The following is a 17,606-nucleotide window of genomic DNA, read 5'->3' as shown; positions in this document are numbered from 1 at the left end:
CGGTGTAGTCTATCCGGTACTGACTCCTGCGATCGTCTGCCGATCCGAATCACGATCCCGCCCAAACCTTTTTTGTTTTGTTACGGATGGTAACACCAATTGATCATTTTCCATTAATTTTTATAGGAGGTCAGCGAGATTTGAAGATCCGGCCGTGTCGGGAAGGCAACAGAGCAGGCTTTCCAAGTGCTTCGCGCAAGCCGGCAGGAAGGCGATTTAACATAACAATGTCAGATGGTTACTTGGCTACGACGCGGTGAGCCACAACCTTCCCTTAGGGAAGGCGTCCACACGATTTCGTGACTCTTTTTGGCTTGTCCGGCGAGCCGATTTTTTGTTGGGGCTGACCAAATTCCCGAAAACCGGCCGTCCTTTGACCTCTGATTCCTGCCGCGATCGGCCTTTCCGGGAGCCGAGAAGTGACCTGAAACGGTCTTGTCGCCGGTGAAGGAATGACCGGCCTCAGCCGACCTTGTCCAATTCGCCGCTTGCCTTCGCCGCCGCCACCTGGCGGATGGCATCGGCCAGCGTGTCGACGTCCTGGGCGCCCATCACGGCATATTTGCCTTCAAGCAGGAAGCACGGCACGCCCGATATGCCCATGCGCGACGCCGTGGCGATCTCCGTGCGCACCGCCTCGACATCGGCGTCGGTCGGCAAGAGCGTGGCGACCACCGACGCATCCATGCCGGCCTCGCGGGCGGCTTCGACCAACACGGCATGGTCGCCGATGTTGACACCTTCCTCGAAATTCAACTGGAACAGGCGACGGACCAGCCTGTTCTGCACGGCTTCACCGGCAGCACCCGCCCAACGGATCAGGCGGTGCGCATCGAGCGTGTTCGGCGCCACCTTGATGGCATCGAAGGCAAAGGAAATGCCCTCTGCCTCGCCAAGCGGCTCGATGCGGGCATGAATCTCGCGAATGCGCTCATCGCTGCCGAACTTGGCCCGCATATACTCCCGGCGGTCCTTGCCTTGCGGCGGAATGGTCGGATCGAGCTGGAACGGCCGCCAGCGTATATGCACATCGACGTCGCCGGCCGCGGCAACCGCCTTGTCCAGCCGCTTCTGACCGATGAAACACCATGGGCAGACGACATCCGACACCACATCGACGGTTATGGCGTTCGCTTCGCTCATCTCGATCTCCGGATTTTCAGTTCGGTTTGCGCCACCATGTCGGCAGCTGATAACCGAATATGGGCGTCTTCTTCGGATGTTCCAGATAATTCCAGTAAGCAAGCCACTGCTGCGTGTTATACTGCATCGGCACCATGTAATTGCCCGAGATCAGCAGCCGGTCGAGAACGCGGACGGCGGCGACATAATCCTCCTTCGAGCGGGCGCGCAGCATCGCGTCGATCGCCGCATCGACTGCCGGATCGGCAACGCCGGCGAGATTGAACGAGCCTTCGGCCTTGGCCGCCTCGGAGCTCCAGCGCCCGAGCTGTTCGAAGCCTGGCGACAGTGAATTGTTGAAGCCGCTCGACCCGATCAGAGCCTCGAAATCGAAGCGCTGCTTGCGTGACTGGATCTGGTCGCCGTCGAGGCTACGGATGCTGACGTTGATGCCGATCTTCTCCAGTGTGCGCTGATAGATACCGGCCAGGCGCTCTTCGTCTTGCGAAGCAGTCAGGATCTCGAATGCGAAAGGTTTGCCGTCGGGATCGAGCATCGTACCGTCCTGGACGTGGTAACCGATGCTTTTCAGGAGATCGAAGGCTGTCTTCAACACCTTGCGGTCCTGACCTGAACCGTCGGTCACGGGCGGTTTCCAGGTGCCGTCCATGACATCGGGCGGCACACGGCCGGGGTAGGGGGCGAGCAAGGCCTTTTCCCTGTCGTCGGCCGGATGGCCGAGCGCGGAAAGTTCCGAGTTCTGCCAGTAGCTCATCGTGCGGGTGTATTTGCCGCCGAACAGGTTCTTGTTCGCCCATTCGAAGTCGTAAAGCATGCCGAGCGCGCGCCGAACCACCGGATTGGAGAACTTCGGCAGCCTTGTGTTGAACAGGAAACCGGTCACCACGGGCGGAATGCCGGTGTCGAAGGTTTCAGAAACCACGTCCCCCCTATGGAACGCCGGGAAGTCCAGATCGCGCTCCCGTTTGACCGGATCGCCGTCGTCGTCGATGGCGCAGAGGCCTTTCTTGAAAGCCTCGAGCTTGGCGTTGGCGTTGAGGAAATATTCGATGGTGATCTGGTCGTAATTGTCGAAGCCGCGCTTGGCCGGGACATCCTTGCCCCAATAATCGAGGTTGCGCTTGAACACGATGCGCTGGCCCGGCGCCACCTGGGCAATGGTGTAAGGGCCACTGCCAATCAGCGGCTTCAGCGTTGTCTTGTCGAAAGTCTCCTTGTCAAAGGCATGTTTCGGCAGGATCGGCGTCAGCGCAATGATCATGGGCGTTTCGCGATTGGCCTTGTCATTGAAGGTGAAGCGCACGCTGTGATCACCGGTCTTTTCAAGCTTGGCGATCAGGCTCATGCGTGCGTTGTAGGGCGGGCGACCCTTGTCGGTGAAGACGTCGTAGGTGAACAGCACATCCTCCGGCGTCACCGGCTCGCCGTCCGACCACTTTGCATTGGGATTGAGATGGAACTCGATCGACTTGCGCTCGGGATCCATGTCCGCGCTGTCAGCGAGCAGTCCATAGAGACTGAAGGCCTCGTCGTAGTTGCGCTGCATCAGCGGTTCGAAAACGAGGTTGCCGTAGGTCAGATCCATCATGCCGCGCGCCGTCGTGCGCAGGCTTTTCAGGATGAAAGGGTTGAGGTTGTCGAAGCTGCCGACAACACAATAGGTGATGTTGCCACCCTTCGGCGCATCGGGATTGACGTAGTCGAAATGGGTGTAGTCGGGCGGCAGTGCCGGCTCGCCCTGCATGGCGATGGCATGCTTCGGTTCCGACATGGCCGGCCGCAGCGAAAGGGTGAAAAGCGATATCGCGGTGATCAGCCAAACAAGAACGCGGCCCATGACCGTCTCCTTAACAGGTCGGCTTGATGATTCGGTGCGCACCCTAGCATGAGGCAGGTCCCTGCCGGCCAATCGTGTCATCAAGAATTACAAGTGGGCGGGGCTGGATTCGGCACCGCTTGCAGTGTAACACGCCGTCCGAAGTCATTCTGTTGCCTCATTTCGGCAACAGGTAGCTGGACCACACGGCATAGAGAAGCCGGTTCCGGGATCATTTGAGAGGAAGTGCACGACATGACGAGCCTGAACAGCAATGCGTACCGCCTTTCGGTCATGGCCGCGGGCGTGGTCGGCTTTCTGGGCGCAGGACTTCCCTCTGCTTCCGCACAGCAGCAGCAACAGATTCCACAGGGCTGGTTCAAGGCCTGCACCAAGCAGGAAGACGTCGATATCTGCAACGTCCAGAACATCGTCACGGCCGGCAACGGCCAGCTCGTCACGGGTGTGAGCCTGATCGAGCTCAAGGGCAAGGTGAACCGCAAGGTGTTTCAGGTGACGGTCCCGACCGGCCGCCTGGTACCTCCCGGCATCGGCCTGCAGATCGACACCGGCAAGGCCGTAAAGCTCGACTATGTCATCTGCTTCCCGGATCGTTGCGTGGCCGAAGTGCCGCTGACCGACCAGCTCGTCGCCTCGTTCAAGAAGGGTCAGGGGATCACGCTGACCTCGATCAATTTCCAGAACCAGGCCAACCCGATCAAGATCGCGCTCCAGGGCTTCAGCGGCGCCTATGACGGTCCGCCGCTGCAGCAGTCGGACATCGAGGACCGGCAGAAGAAGCTCCAGGACTTCGTCGCCAAGAACAACCAGGACTTCGCCAAGAAGCTCAAGGATGAGCAGGACAAGGCCAAGACCGCCAACTGATCACCGGCTCGGCCATTCTCGAGTCAAAGAAAAAGCGGGGTCATGCCCCGCTTTTTTCGTGTCTGGCCTTGGCCCGGATTTCCTGACCGACGAACAGAATGCCGCAAGGTCAGTGCCTGGACTGGCGTTTCGGCTCGTAACGCCCGTCCGGCCTCTTGTCGAACATTTCCTTGATCTGCGGGTGGCGGACCGGCTCGCCCGACCGATCCTCGAGGAGATTCTGCTCCGACACATAGGCGATGTATTCGGTTTCCGAATTCTCGGCGAGCAGATGGTAGAATGGCTGATCCTTGCGCGGCCGCACGTCGGCGGGGATGGCTTCGTACCATTCGTCGGTGTTGGCGAATTGGGGGTCGACGTCGAAAATGATGCCTCGAAACGGAAACAGCCGGTGGCGAACCACCTGTCCGATCGCGAATTTGGCCGTTTTCATCGTACTCACCACTGAATTCCTTGACTTTATTTGGCGCAGACTCCGAGTCAATTCAATCCCGAAGCGTTCGAGCGCCTTCAAGCTACGCAGAATGCGACGCAAAGGTTTTGATTGATGTCGCGATGTCGCGATAAAATCCGCAAAATCGCTACTGCTGCCGCATGGGTTTTCGCAGGCCGCCCGCGAGTGCTGCAAAACCACTGCCGGGGCGAAGCCCTTCGCGCATGAAGAAGGCGCGCAGCGGTGCAAAGCCGCCGAGCACGCCGAGACCGGCGCCGCGTGCCATCTGCGCGGGCAGCATGTCGGAAAGCAGCGACATGTTGAGCAGGTTGACCGCGCTGCTGCGCGCCAGAATGTCGGGCCGGCGCTTGAAATCGTAGGCGGCAAGGGCCTTGGCCGCGCCTGGATCTCCGCTATTTTCTTTTGCAATTCCAACCAGATCGTCAATATCCCTGATGCCAAGGTTGAGGCCTTGTGCACCGATCGGCGGGAACACATGCGCGGCTTCGCCGACAAGCGCCACCCTGTCTCGTGCGAAACGCAGGGGCGTCACGGTCGAAAGCGGATAGATCTGGCGGCCCGGCTCCACCGTCACCCGACCCAGCATCGACTGCATCTGCTGCTCGACCCGCAACGAGAGCGTTGCATCATCCAGGGCGGCAAGCTCTTTGGCGTTCTCGGGCTTCACCACCCAGACGAGACTTGAGCGATTACCGGGCAACGGAACCTGAGTGAACGGACCGGTTTCGGTGTGGAACTCGGTCGAGGTGGAGGCGTGCTCACGGCTATGGCCAAAATTAAGCACGAGTGCGGCCTGCGGATAGGCGTGCGAACCGGTCGAAATGCCCGCCGCCTCGCGCGCAGGCGACTGGCGACCATCGGCGGCGACCGCCAGTGAAGCGCCAATCTCGCTGCCGTCGGCGAGAACGGCATGAGCCCGATCGACATCGAGGTGCCAGGTCTTCACCATCGACCTGCGCCATTCGATCCCGGAATGCGCGGCCACCTTGTCGCCAAGCGCCGGGCCAAGGACGCTGTTGGGCAGGTTTAGCCCGAACTGCTCCTCGTCGATCTCGCTGGCGCGGAAGGTGACGACGGGGCTGCGGATCAGCCGGCTGGTCGCGTCGACGATGCGCATGACTTTCAAGGGAGCGGCCTTGGGCCTGATGGCTCCGAGGACATCGAGCCGCTCAAGCACTTTCAGGGCAGGGTTCATCAAGGCCGTGGTGCGGCCATCGGGGGCCGACGCCTCAGGCCCGACCAGCGTCACCGGGAAGCCGGCATCGGCGAAAGCCAGCGCCGCGATCAGCCCTGCCGGACCGGTTCCGGCAATCAGTATTCGCGCTGTTTCCTGATGCTCCAAGATCGGTTTCCGGCTTGCGATGCGAGGCGGGTCATCAGACCTGCCAGTCGAGAAGCATATAGGTCAGTTCATGCGGCTTGATCAACGCGGCGATTCGGCTCATTCGGGTGTCATGACTGGCCCCCAGGACGATTTCAGCCATCTCGACCGCGCCGGCCGCGCCACGGCTGATATTGCGCGCCACCCACGTTTGACGGTCAATATCGTCGTCGGCGCCAGCATTCTGCTTGCATGGTCGTCGCTGGCAACGATGGCGATTCGCGGCGCCGAGGCCTGGGGCAGTGCGCCCGGCGACACACTTCTGCGCGGCCTGCCGCAGCTGCCGCTGCCCGATTTCCTGGAGCGGTTCTTCGCGCTCTGCCTGTCGCCGGCGCCGCTGGATGCAAGCATCGTCCCGCGTGCCCTGGCGTTGATCCTGATGTGGTTCCTGATGGCGATCGCCGCGATGCTGCCGTCGGCGGCGCCGATGATCCGCACCTATTGCGAGATCGCCGATACGGCCCGGCTCAAGGGCGAGCCGGTCGTCCATCCGCTGGTGCTGGTTGCCGGCTATCTCGGTGTCTGGCTCGCCGCCTCGATGCTGTTTGCGGCGCTGACGCTCTGCGTGCATGCATTCGCCGTGTCCGGCGAAATCTACGATCCGCTGCTTGGCCTTGCCGGGGCGCTCGCACTGCTGGTTGCAGGCCTCTACCAGTTCAGCGGCCTCAAGGAGGCCTGCCTGAAGAAATGCCGCAACCCGTTCTCGATCCTGTTTTCGAACTGGAGCGCCAAACCCGTCCGCGTCTTCCGGCTTGGTGCGGCGCAAGGCATCTGGTGCCTCGGATGCTGCTGGGCGCTGATGCTGGTGATGTTCGCAGTCGGCGTGATGAACATCTTCTGGATGGCGCTGATCGGCGTGTTCACCCTGATTGAAAAACAGACCACGGGCCGTCTTCCAACCCGGCTGGCCGGTGCGATACTGCTTGTCTGGGCAGCCGCGCTGCTAGTAGTCTCGCTGTGAGTGGGGGAAATTCAATGACAGATCAGGGCTGGGCAATGAAAGGAGAGCTCGTACTCTCCTGCAATTGCACGGTTTTTTGCCCTTGCGTGCTGTCGCTCGGCAGTCACCCTCCGACCGAGGGCTACTGCCAGACCTGGGCGGGTTTCCGTATCGATGCCGGCCATTTCGGCGAGGTCGACCTGTCCGGCCTCAACCTCGGGCTGATCATGGAAATCCCCGGTTACATGAGCCGCGGCAACTGGACCGCCGGCCTCTTCATCGACAAACGCGCCTCGGTCTACGCGATCAAGGCCTTGACGAAGATCTTCACCGGCAAGGCCGGCGGAACCACATCGCTGCTGTCGATCCTGGTCGGAAAATTCCTGGGTGTGGAACAGGTGCCGATCACCTATGAGACACGGGACAAGACGCGTATCTTCCAGATACCGAAGATCATCGATGGCGCAGTCACGCCAATCGCGGGCAAGGATCGCGAGAGGGATACGGTGATCACCAATTCGGAATACTGGATTGCACCGGAGATCATCGTGGCGAGATCCGACAAGAGCAAGATGCGAGCCTTTGGCCGCAACTGGAATTTTGCCGGTCGATCGGCCGAAATCTGCAAGCTGGATTGGCGGGGCCCGTGAGCAAGAACACATCGGCCAGGAACATGGCGGCACGGAGAGCCGCCAAGAAGATCACGGATCGGATTCCGCGACCGAAGAAGAAGGTCACCTGGCCGCAGGCGAGGGCGTTCTCGGTCCATCTGCTGACGGCGTCGGGCTCGTTCCTTGCCTTCCTGTCGCTGGTGGCGGCGAGTGAGGAACGCTGGACGGCAATGTTCTGGTGGCTTGGACTGGCGCTGTTCGTCGACGGCATCGACGGGCCGATCGCCAGGAAGCTCGAGGTCAAGGAAATCCTGCCGACCTGGTCGGGCGAGCTCCTCGACAACATCATCGACTACGTGACCTATGTGCTGATCCCGGCCTTCGCGCTCTACCAGCGCGGCTTCATGGGCGAGGGTCTGTCGTTCCTGTCGGCGGCGATCATCGTTGTCTCCAGCGCGATCTATTATGCCGACACCGGCATGAAGACGAAGGAGAATTTCTTCAAGGGCTTCCCCGTGGTCTGGAACATGGTGGTGTTCACGCTGTTCGTCATCGAGCCCGGACAATGGGTGTCATTCGCGGTGGTGGTGGTGGCCGGTATTCTGACCTTCATCCCGATCAATTTCATTCATCCGGTGCGGGTCGTGCGGCTGCGGCCCATCAATCTCACAATGACCCTTTTGTGGTGCGCCTTCGGCGCGCTTGCCCTCGCACAGGCGGCGCTTGCCGCTTTCTATGACCAGATCGGTGTGTTGGGCGCACAGGTCAGCACCTTCATCAAGATCGGCATCACCATTACCGGGCTTTACCTGGCCTGTATCGGTGGCATCATGCAGTTCTTTCCAAATCTCGGCGCCAAAAAGGCCTGACTAGCCGCTCCCACAGGAATCCCAATCCATGTCCAAAGCGATCCGCATCCACGCCCATGGCGGCCCGGAAGTTCTGACCTATGAGGACGCCGGTCCCGGCCGGCCGGGTTCCGGACAGATCCTGGTCAGGCATACGGCCATCGGCCTCAACTTCATCGACGTCTATCATCGCTCTGGCCTTTATCCGCCGCCCGGAGGTTTTCCGCTCATTCCGGGCAGCGAGGCCGCCGGCGTGGTGCAGGAGGTCGGCGAGGGCGTCGACTGGCTGAAGCCAGGAGAACGGATCGCCTATTCGACGAATGTCGGGGCCTATGCCGAGCAACGCGTTATCGCCGCAAGCCTCGTGGTCAAGATTCCCGAGGGCATCAGCGACGAGCAGGCGGCCGCGATGATGCTGAAAGGCATGACATCAGAATATCTCCTGCGCCGGACCTTCAAGGTGAAGGCGGGCGACACGATCCTGTTCCATGCCGCTGCCGGCGGCGTCGGGCTCATTCTCGGCCAATGGGCGAAACATCTCGGTGCAACCGTCATCGGCACGGCAAGCTCGACCGACAAGATCGAACTCGCCAAGGCGCACGGTTTCGACCATGTCATCAACTACAAGGAGCAGGATTTCGTCGCCGGCGTCGCGGCCATCACCGGCGGCAAGAAATGCGATGTCGTCTACGATTCGGTCGGCAATGATACATTCCCGGCCTCGCTCGACTGCCTCAAGCCTCTCGGCATGTTCGTCAGCTTCGGTCAGTCCTCGGGACCGATCCCGCCCTTCTCGATGTCATTGCTGGCGCAGAAGGGCTCGCTGTTCGCCACAAGGCCGACGCTGTTCGTCTACAACGCCAAGCGCGATGATCTCGACGCCTCCGCTGCCGCGCTGTTCGACGTGGTGCTCAGTGGCGCCGTCAAGATCCAGATCAACCAGCGCTATGCGCTGAAGGATGCGGGCAAGGCGCATGCCGACCTCGAGGGGCGCAGGACAACAGGGACGACCATTCTCATCCCTTAGTCCCGCCGGGCTTGCTATCCCTTGAATTTCCGCTGAAATTCTTGAAGCTCTTTCAAGACGCGTGCCGCTTTCCGTTGAGAGCCAGCGGCGCCTACCATGCTTGCGGGAACACAGAACATATCTGGTGAACCAGATGGGAGGCACTGTGAGTGCAAATCATGATGGGGCGAACCTGCTCGAGGTTCGTGGCCTGACCAAGATATTCGGCACGCTGACGGCGTGCGATCATATCGATCTCAACATCGCCAAAGGTGAAATCCACGCGCTGCTCGGCGAGAACGGTGCCGGCAAGTCAACGCTGGTCAAGATGCTGTTCGGCTCGCTGGAGCCCAATTCCGGCGAGATTTTCTGGAACGGCCAAGCGGTGCGGATCACCAGCCCGGGTGCCGCCAAGAAGCTCGGCATCGGCATGGTGTTCCAGCATTTTTCGCTGTTCGAGGCGCTGACCGCGGCCGAGAACATCGCGCTTTCCCTGGACGACGGCTCGCCGATCAGCAGCATCGCCGCAAAGGCGAGGGCGCTTTCCTACAGCTACGGCCTGCCGCTCGATCCGGACTCGCTGGTCGGCGACCTGTCGGTCGGCGAACGCCAGCGCATCGAGATCATCCGCTGCCTGCTGCAGACGCCGCAGCTCATCATCCTCGACGAGCCTACCTCGGTGCTGACGCCACAGGAAGCCGACAAGCTGTTCGAGACACTGGAGCGGCTGCGCTCGGAAGGCAAATCGATCCTTTACATTTCGCACCGGTTGGAAGAGGTCAAACGCATCTGCGACCGCGCCACCGTGTTGCGGCACGGCAAGGTGGTGGGCCATTGCAACCCGCGCGAGGAGACAGCCTCCTCGCTCGCCCGCATGATGGTCGGCAACGAGGTGCAGGCCGTGGTGCGTGCACCGGTCGAGGGGATCGAGACCGCGCAGCCGCTGCTTGAAGTCCGCGGTCTCACCCGCAAGCCGGCAACGCCGTTCTCCATTCCGCTCAAGAACATCAGCCTCAATGTCCGTGCCGGCGAGGTGATCGGCATTGCCGGTGTCGCCGGCAACGGCCAGGGTGAGTTCTTCGAATCCGTTTCCGGCGAAGTGTTGCAGCAGGACGTCGCCTCGGTGCGCATCCGCGGCAAGGATGCGGGTGGGCTCACCATAACCGGACGGCGGTTGCTGGGTGCCGCCTTCGTGCCGGAAGAGCGCCTCGGCCATGGTGCGGCGCCGCGCATGAAACTTTCGGAAAACCTTTTGCTGTCGCGCCATGCCACGGACGGCAAGGCGTTTGTCGGCACCGGGGGAATGGTCAAGAGCGGCGCCATTTACGCTGCCTCCCAACGCATCATCGAGGCGATGGACGTGCGCAAGAGCGCGCCGGATCCCGAAGCTGCGGCACTTTCGGGCGGAAACCTGCAGAAATTCATCGTCGGCCGCGAACTCGACCGCCGGCCCAGCGTCATGGTGGTGAACCAGCCGACCTGGGGAGTCGACGCCGGCGCCGCAGCCCACATAAGGCAGGCGTTGATCGAACTGTCGCGGAGCGGATCGGCGGTGCTGGTGATCAGCCAGGATCTCGACGAGCTGTTCGAAATTTCGGACGCGATCGCGGTCATGCACAATGGCGAACTGTCCAAGCCGATGCCGATCGCCGAAGCAACCTTCGAGAAGGTCGGCCTGCTGATGGGCGGCGCTGAGCCCGGCCACGCCGAACATACGCTGGAGACGGCATGATGCGCCTCGAACTCGTCAAACGCCCGCAGCGCTCCGCGCTGTTTTCGGCCCTGTCGCCGTTCATCGCCTTCGCGCTGACGATCATCGCCGGCGCCATTCTGTTCGCGCTGCTCGGCGTCAATCCGCTGACCGCGTTTCGGATCTACTTCATCGAGCCGATCAGCCAGGTCTGGCAGCTGCATGAACTGGCGATCAAGGCGGCACCGCTGATCCTGATCGCGGTCGGCCTGTCGGTCTGCTACAAGGCCAACATCTGGAACATCGGAGCCGAGGGCCAGTTTATTTTCGGCGCCATCTTCGGCTCGGCCATTCCGGTGCTGTTTCCGCAATTCGAAGGCCCGCTGGTGTTGCCGCTGATGCTTCTGCTCGGCATGGTCGGCGGCGCGGCCTATGCGGCGATACCCGCGTTTCTGAAGACCCGCTTCAACACCAACGAGATCCTGACCAGCCTGATGCTGGTCTATGTCGCCCAGCTCTTCCTCGACTGGCTGGTTCGCGGCCCCTGGCGCGATCCGCAGGGCCATGGTTTCCCGCAGACGATCCAGTTCGGCGACTCCGCCGTGCTGCCGGAACTGATGCCGGACGCCGGACGCGCCAATTGGGGCTTTGTCTTCGCGCTGGTTGCCGCGGTGCTGATCTGGATCCTGATGGGGCGCATGCTCAAGGGCTTCGAGGTGCGCGTGCTGGGTTCCAGTCCACGGGCAGGGCGCTTCGCCGGCTTCGGCCTCAGCCGCATGGTGTTCTTCGCCTTCCTGCTGTCGGGCGCGCTGGCCGGCCTTGCCGGTATTTCGGAAGTCTCCGGCGCCATCGGGCAATTGCAGCCGGTGATTTCTCCCGGCTACGGCTTCACCGCCATCATCGTGGCGTTCCTCGGCCGCCTCAATCCGCTCGGCATCATCGCCGCGGGCCTGGTTCTGGCTCTGACCTATCTCGGCGGCGAGGCGGTGCAAAGCGCGCTCGGCATTTCCGACAAGGTGGCGCGGGTGTTCCAAGGCATGCTTTTGTTCTTCGTGCTCGGCTGCGACACGCTCATCCACTACCGCATCCGCCTGATCGGCCTGGCGCTGACGAAACAAGAAGGCGCGGCAAAGCTCGACGCTGCACCGAAGTTGAAGGAAGCCCGCTGATGGACATCACCGTCAACATCCTCCTGACCATCGCAACGGCGGCGACACCGCTGTTGATCGCGGCGATCGGCGAACTGGTGGTCGAGCGCTCCGGCGTGCTCAATCTCGGCGTCGAGGGCATGATGATCATGGGTGCGGTCGGCGGCTTTGGGGCCGGTTATCTGACCGGCTCGCCCTGGATCGGCCTTTTGGCGGCGATCGCCATGGGAGCGCTGTTCTCGCTGCTGTTTGCCGTCATGACGCTGTCGCTGGCCACCAACCAGGTGGCGACCGGCCTGTCGCTGACGCTGCTCGGGCTCGGCCTCTCCGGCATGATTGGCACGAGCTTCGTCGGCCAGCCCGGCGTCAGGCTGCCCAATCTCGACATTCCCGGCCTGAGCTCCATCCCGGTTGTCGGCAAGCTGCTGTTCGGCCAGGATCCGGTGTTCTACATCTCGATCGTGCTGACCGCCGCCGTCATGTGGTTCCTGTTCAAGACGCGAACCGGCCTCACGCTGCGCTCGATCGGCGACAGCCATGCCTCGGCACATGCGCTCGGCATCAAGGTCATCCGCTACCGCTATCTCTCGGTGATCTTCGGCGGCGCCTGCGCCGGTCTGGCCGGCGGCCATCTGTCGCTAGTCTACACGCCGCAATGGGTCGAGAACATGACCGCTGGCCGCGGCTGGATCGCGCTGGCGCTGGTGGTGTTCGCCTCGTGGCGGCCATGGCGGGTGCTGGCCGGTGCCTACATCTTCGGCGCGGTGTGGATCGGCCAGCTTCATGCACAGGCTTTTGGCATTCCGGTGCCCTCGCAGATGCTTTCTTCTCTGCCCTATCTGGCAACCGTCGTGGTTCTCGTTCTAATCTCGCGCAACAAGCGTCTGACGATGATGAACACGCCGGCATCACTGGGGCAGCCATTCGTTCCGGATCGTTGACAAAAACAAAAAGACGGGAAGCTCCAAGGCTTAACACAGAGAGGTAACACGATGAAAAAACTGCTTATTGCCCTGATGACGACGACAGCGGCTTTGTCGCTGGCCGCGTCCGCAGAGGCTGCCGACAAGTTGAAGGCCTGCTGGGTCTATACCGGCCCGATCGGCGATTTCGGCTACTCCTACCAGCACGACCAGGGCCGGCTCGAAGTCGAGAAGGCGCTCGGCGACAAGGTCGAGACCGCCTATCTGGAGAACGTCTCCGAAGGTCCCGATGCCGACCGCGCTTTCGAACGCCTGGCGCGCGAAGGCTGCAAGCTGATCTTCGGCACGTCGTTCGGCTTCATGGATGCCGAAGTGAAGGTCGCCAAGAAGTTTCCGAAAGTGATGTTCGAGCACGCCACCGGCTACAAGACCGGTGACAATCTCGGCATCTACAATGCACGCTTCTACGAAGGCCGTTATGTGCTCGGCCAGATCGCCGCCAAGGAATTGAAGTCCGGCGTTGCCGGCTACATCGTCTCCTTCCCGATTCCAGAAGTGGTGATGGGCATCAACTCCTTCATGCTCGGCGCGCAGTCGATCAACCCGAACTTCAAGGCCAAGATCGTCTGGGTCAATTCGTGGTTCGATCCGGGCAAGGAAGCCGACGCCGCCAAGGCGCTGTTCGACCAAGGTGCCGACATCATCGTCCAGCATACCGATTCGACCGCCGCCCTGCAGGTCGCCGAAGAGCGCAAGCTGCATGGCTTCGGCCAGTCGTCCGACATGATCAAGTTCGCGCCGAACGCGCAGCTGACCTCGCTGACCGACGAATGGGGTCCGTACTACATCAGCCGCGTGCAGGCAGCCATCGACGGCACCTGGAAGCCGGACAATGTGTGGCTCGGCATCAAGGACGGTGCGGTCAAGCTCGCGCCCTACACCAACATGCCCGACGACGTGAAGGCAATGGCCGAGGCGACCGAGAAGAAGATCGCCGGCGGCTGGAATCCCTTCACCGGACCGATCGCCAAGCAGGACGGCTCGGCGTGGCTGAAGGACGGCGAGGTCGCCGACGATGGCACGCTGCTCGGCATGAACTTCTACGTGAAGGGCGTCGACGACAAGCTGCCGCAGTAAGCGGCACGATCGATCGGATTTGGAGAGGGCGCCGCGAGGCGCCCTTTTCATTTGTCGGGAGAAAGCGATGGAAAGCTCAGACGGCCGAACCGTAGAGGTCGTAGGCGTCGGCGCGCTCGATCTTGACGGTGACGATGTCACCGGCACGCATCGGGCGGCGCGACTGGATGTGGACCGAGCCGTCGATCTCGGGCGCGTCGTACTTGGTGCGGCCTTTCGCCGATGTGCCATTCGCTTCGTCGATCAGCACCGGCAGGCGCTTGCCGACCTTTTTTGCCAGCTGCGTCGCCGAAATCTTCTGCTGGCGCTGCATGAAGCGGTGCCAGCGCGCCTCCTTGACGTCCTGCGGCACCTGCTCGAGGCCGAGGTCGTTGGAGCGGGCGCCCTTGACCGGTTCGTATTTGAAGCAGCCGGCACGGTCGATCTTGGCCTCGTCCAGCCAGTCGAGCAGCATCTCGAAATCCTCGTCCGTCTCGCCAGGGAAGCCGACGATGAAGGTCGAGCGGATGGCAAGATCCGGGCACACGTCACGCCAGCCGCGGATGCGCTCCAGCGTCTTTTCGCCATGTGCCGGCCGGCGCATGTTTTTCAGCACTTGCGGCGAGGCATGCTGGAACGGGATATCCAGATAGGGAAGGATTTTTCCTTCGTCCATCAGCGGGATGACGTCGGCGACATGCGGGTAGGGGTAGACATAGTGCATGCGCACCCAGATGCCGAGCTTGCCCAATTCCTCCGAGAGGTCGAGGAATTTCGCGCGCACTTCACGGTCGCCGAACATCGACGTCTGATACTTGATGTCGATGCCGTAGGCGCTGGTGTCCTGCGAGATGACGAGGAGTTCCTTGACGCCGGCCTTGGCCAGCTTTTCGGCTTCGCGCAGCACATCGGCCGCCGGGCGCGAAACGAGATCGCCACGCAGTGCGGGGATGATGCAGAAGGTGCAGCGGTTGTTGCAGCCTTCCGAAATCTTCAGGTAGGCATAGTGGCGCGGCGTCAGCTTGACGCCCTGTGGCGGCAGCAGGTCGATATAGGGATCGTGCGAGGGTGGGGCTGCCTCATGCACGGCTGCCATGACGCTCTCATAGGCCTGCGGCCCGGTGATCGCCAGCACATTGGGATGCTTTTCGCGGATCACCTCCGGCTCGGCGCCGAGGCAGCCGGTGACGATGACCCTGCCGTTTTCCGAAAGCGCGGAGCCGATGGCGTTGAGCGACTCATCGCGGGCGGAATCGAGGAAACCGCAGGTGTTGACCACGACAAGATCGGCGCCGTCATGTTTGCGGGCGATCTCATAGCCTTCGGCGCGCAGGCGCGTGATGATGCGCTCGGAATCCACGAGCGCCTTCGGGCATCCAAGGCTGACGAAACTGACGCGAGGGGCGGACATAGGCAAGTTTCCAATGGGGGCACGGGCCGAAACGCTGGTCCGGCCTCAAATCGCTGTAAATGTCGGTCTGTGGCGCATGGCAGGAGCCAATACGCGCGGCGCAATAGCATGGGTTGCGCAATCAAGCAAACCGGCCGACGGGCTGGTCCGCGCCATCGGGTGGCTCAGTGCCCTCCGGATCCGAACCAAGGCGCCAGGAAAGCGAAGTGCTCGGGGAATTGCTGCACGGCCCCGTCAAGCAGCATCTTGACCGCGACATAGAGGATGATTGCCAGACCGATATAGGCAATCCAACGGTATTTGTGCAGCAGGCGCGCGACGAACGACGCGGCAAAGCCCATCAAGGCGATGGACAGGGCCAGTCCGATGATCAGCACCGTCGGATGGTTCATGGCAGCACCTGCCACGGCCAGGACATTGTCGAGCGACATCGACACGTCGGCAATGACGATCTGCCAGGCGGCCTGCGAGAAGGTCTTGCCGGATACCTTGCCGCCGATGACGCCGTCCTTGTCGAAATCGCCATTCGACAGCGCTTCGGTCGCGTCGCGCTCCTCATCGTGGCTGACGCGCAATTCGCGCCACATCTTCCAGCAGACCCACAGCAGAAGCAGGCCGCCGGCGATCAACAGCATCGGGCCGATGGTCAGCAGCCATTGCGTGATCAGGGCGAAGAAAATGCGAAGCACGGTGGCCGCCGCGATGCCGACCAAAATGGCGCGCTTGCGTTGGGCGGCCGGCAAGCCGGCCGCGGCGAGGCCGATGACGATGGCATTGTCGCCAGCGAGCGCAAGGTCGATGGCAATGACCTGAAGAAGAGCCGAAACGCCTGCGGCGGTAAATATTTCCATCGACCAGGAAGCCCTTCGCCGAGTGTTCGTTGTCGATTGTCCAGACGGGCCTAAAGGCATGGTCCGCTGGCGTCAAGACGCAGGGACAGACAACACTGGAAAACCACTTTCGTGGCAGGGGTATTACAGGGGATTTTCAGCCGCTGCCGGCACGTGAGCCGAAGCCTACGCAAGCCCGCGAAAAACTAATCGTAGAGATTGTATTTCACCCAGTCGGCTTCCGGAATTTCGTCGCCGATCCGGTAGCGCAGCTGCAGGACTTCCATATGGTCGGGGCCGGTCTGGCATTTGAACTTCAGCCGGTACCACTGTCCCTTGCTGCGGAACGCCGCACCCGGACTCCTGATCGCATCGGCGCTCATCTCGGGCGTCGCGAAGGCGTAGGCGACGACCCGGTCGGCCTTGAACTTGCGGTCATCGTGGGTGATCCGGTCCAGGACTTCAGCATCGCAGCGCTGTTCGAGGCGTGTTTGCGGATCAAGTTTCATCAGCCCGGCACGCAATGCATTGTCCATAGCGCTGGCCGGGAAAGCCAGCGTCAGGGACGCAATGGCCATCATGCAGAGTGTCTTCATGGGCGGGACTAGCAGCATGTTTTGTCTGAAAAATCAACCAAGCGGGGCGCGCCATAGCTGGCAAGCCCCGGCATTCAGGCGGTCGACGCAATCAAAATCTCGTGTCGGACATCATCATGCGGTGTCTGCGGCCAACGGACCAGCGAGGCGCGGCCAGCATCGGTGAGATCGTAGAGGCCGCGGTCGACGCGGGCGAACCAGCCATAGACATTGTGCTGCAGGATTTTCGGCGCGATCGGCGTCAAGGCCTTCAGATCGCGCGGTCGTTTGGGTCCGTCCGCCATCGCGGCTGCACAGGTGAGGGCACTTTGGCGGTAGGCGGTCATGATCGGATTGCGCGATCCTCCACCGGCGACAGGATCACCGCGGCGACGCTGGTGCTCGTCGACAAGGCGGGATCGCCGCCGCGCATTCCTGCGCGGCTCCGGCGCGGCGGGACTGACAAGCACCTCGACCTTGTCGTTGGCTGTCACGCCAAGCACACCGAAGCCAAGCCGGCGGCAGAGATTGCGGAACCGGGCGTCGCTTTCGCGTCCCTTGCCGCGCGCCGACATGCGCGCCGCCAGCCAGACTTCGTCGCAAGCGGCCGCGCGGTCGACGCCCTGCAGCACCAATTCCAGATTGAATTGCAGTTTCAATTCGCAGATGACGACCACCGGCGGTTCGCCCTCGCGCAGCGCGACGATGTCGCAACCGCCGATCTCGCCCTTCACGACAAAGTCGAGACTTTCGAGGAACCGCTTCACCGGCGCATAAAGTGAGGTCTCGTTCATGCTTCAAGGCTTAGCCGATTCGACGCGAAAAAGCC

17 protein-coding genes are annotated in these 17,606 nt (G+C 61.9%); 9 read left to right on the top strand and 8 right to left on the bottom strand.

The window, feature by feature from the left end:
• Positions 1-462 precede the first annotated feature (462 nt).
• Together ACLGL5_RS23615 and ACLGL5_RS23610 are read right to left on the bottom strand one after the other, a co-directional pair.
• Positions 463-1,143: a DsbA family oxidoreductase gene (locus tag ACLGL5_RS23615; protein WP_019858095.1), complete on the bottom strand. Its 681-nt coding sequence runs from the start codon at positions 1,141-1,143 to the stop codon at positions 463-465.
• A gap of 16 nt (positions 1,144-1,159) precedes the next feature.
• Positions 1,160-2,980 carry an extracellular solute-binding protein gene (locus ACLGL5_RS23610; protein WP_038646764.1) on the bottom strand — a complete coding sequence of 607 codons (1,821 nt, stop codon included), beginning with the start codon at positions 2,978-2,980 and terminating at the stop codon, positions 1,160-1,162.
• A gap of 234 nt (positions 2,981-3,214) precedes the next feature.
• Between ACLGL5_RS23610 and ACLGL5_RS23605 the strand changes: the two genes are divergently transcribed.
• On the top strand, positions 3,215-3,844 hold the full coding sequence (locus tag ACLGL5_RS23605; RefSeq protein ID WP_027046833.1) for an invasion associated locus B family protein: 630 nt from the start codon (positions 3,215-3,217) through the stop codon (positions 3,842-3,844).
• Between the two features lie 109 nt (positions 3,845-3,953).
• On the opposite strand, the gene hspQ is transcribed toward ACLGL5_RS23605, so the two are convergent.
• Together hspQ and ACLGL5_RS23595 are read right to left on the bottom strand one after the other, a co-directional pair.
• Positions 3,954-4,277: a heat shock protein HspQ gene (gene hspQ, locus ACLGL5_RS23600; RefSeq protein ID WP_019858091.1), complete on the bottom strand. Its 324-nt coding sequence runs from the start codon at positions 4,275-4,277 to the stop codon at positions 3,954-3,956.
• A 148-nt stretch (positions 4,278-4,425) separates the two neighbouring features.
• A complete protein-coding gene (locus tag ACLGL5_RS23595; protein WP_069092153.1) occupies positions 4,426-5,640 on the bottom strand; it encodes a UbiH/UbiF family hydroxylase in 1,215 nt (404 codons plus the stop codon).
• A 112-nt stretch (positions 5,641-5,752) separates the two neighbouring features.
• Between ACLGL5_RS23595 and ACLGL5_RS23590 the strand changes: the two genes are divergently transcribed.
• From ACLGL5_RS23590 to ACLGL5_RS23555, 8 genes are all read left to right on the top strand, one after another.
• Entirely contained in the window at positions 5,753-6,640 is an 888-nt protein-coding gene (locus ACLGL5_RS23590; RefSeq protein WP_064985707.1) for a DUF2182 domain-containing protein, read from the top strand.
• Positions 6,641-6,654: 14 nt separating this feature from the next.
• Positions 6,655-7,269, top strand: a complete 615-nt coding sequence (locus ACLGL5_RS23585; RefSeq protein WP_027046832.1) for a DUF1326 domain-containing protein — start codon at positions 6,655-6,657, stop codon at positions 7,267-7,269.
• 23 nt (positions 7,270-7,292) lie between these two features.
• A complete protein-coding gene (pcsA, locus tag ACLGL5_RS23580; RefSeq protein ID WP_027046831.1) occupies positions 7,293-8,099 on the top strand; it encodes a phosphatidylcholine synthase in 807 nt (268 codons plus the stop codon).
• Positions 8,100-8,127: 28 nt separating this feature from the next.
• A complete protein-coding gene (locus ACLGL5_RS23575) occupies positions 8,128-9,105 on the top strand; it encodes a quinone oxidoreductase family protein (RefSeq protein ID WP_069092152.1) in 978 nt (325 codons plus the stop codon).
• Positions 9,106-9,238: 133 nt separating this feature from the next.
• Positions 9,239-10,816, top strand: coding sequence for an ABC transporter ATP-binding protein (locus ACLGL5_RS23570; protein ID WP_038646759.1), 1,578 nt, complete (start codon positions 9,239-9,241; stop codon positions 10,814-10,816).
• A complete protein-coding gene (locus ACLGL5_RS23565; protein WP_020628867.1) occupies positions 10,813-11,943 on the top strand; it encodes an ABC transporter permease in 1,131 nt (376 codons plus the stop codon). The genes ACLGL5_RS23570 and ACLGL5_RS23565 overlap by 4 nt, the downstream gene beginning before the upstream one ends.
• On the top strand, positions 11,943-12,863 hold the full coding sequence (locus tag ACLGL5_RS23560; protein WP_038646757.1) for an ABC transporter permease: 921 nt from the start codon (positions 11,943-11,945) through the stop codon (positions 12,861-12,863). The genes ACLGL5_RS23565 and ACLGL5_RS23560 overlap by 1 nt, the downstream gene beginning before the upstream one ends.
• A gap of 51 nt (positions 12,864-12,914) precedes the next feature.
• A complete protein-coding gene (locus tag ACLGL5_RS23555) occupies positions 12,915-13,982 on the top strand; it encodes a BMP family ABC transporter substrate-binding protein (protein ID WP_494372771.1) in 1,068 nt (355 codons plus the stop codon).
• 76 nt (positions 13,983-14,058) lie between these two features.
• Here ACLGL5_RS23555 and rimO read toward each other — a convergent pair whose 3' ends face one another.
• The 4 genes from rimO to ACLGL5_RS23535 form a co-directional block, all read right to left on the bottom strand.
• Positions 14,059-15,372, bottom strand: a complete 1,314-nt coding sequence (rimO, locus tag ACLGL5_RS23550; RefSeq protein ID WP_069092150.1) for a 30S ribosomal protein S12 methylthiotransferase RimO — start codon at positions 15,370-15,372, stop codon at positions 14,059-14,061.
• Between the two features lie 164 nt (positions 15,373-15,536).
• Complete coding sequence (locus tag ACLGL5_RS23545) at positions 15,537-16,223, bottom strand: TerC family protein (RefSeq protein WP_019858078.1); 687 nt, start codon at positions 16,221-16,223, stop codon at positions 15,537-15,539.
• Between the two features lie 185 nt (positions 16,224-16,408).
• Positions 16,409-16,816 (bottom strand): DUF930 domain-containing protein, encoded by a 408-nt coding sequence (locus tag ACLGL5_RS23540; protein ID WP_019858077.1) that lies wholly within the window; start codon positions 16,814-16,816, stop codon positions 16,409-16,411.
• A 56-nt stretch (positions 16,817-16,872) separates the two neighbouring features.
• Positions 16,873-17,571, bottom strand: a complete 699-nt coding sequence (locus ACLGL5_RS23535; RefSeq protein ID WP_064985446.1) for a DUF2161 domain-containing phosphodiesterase — start codon at positions 17,569-17,571, stop codon at positions 16,873-16,875.
• Positions 17,572-17,606: the final 35 nt, after the last annotated feature.

This window comes from Mesorhizobium sp. U510, from assembly GCF_059180695.1.
The sequence above is the reverse complement of the archived record's forward strand: the minus strand, read 5'-3'. Positions and strand labels throughout refer to the sequence as shown.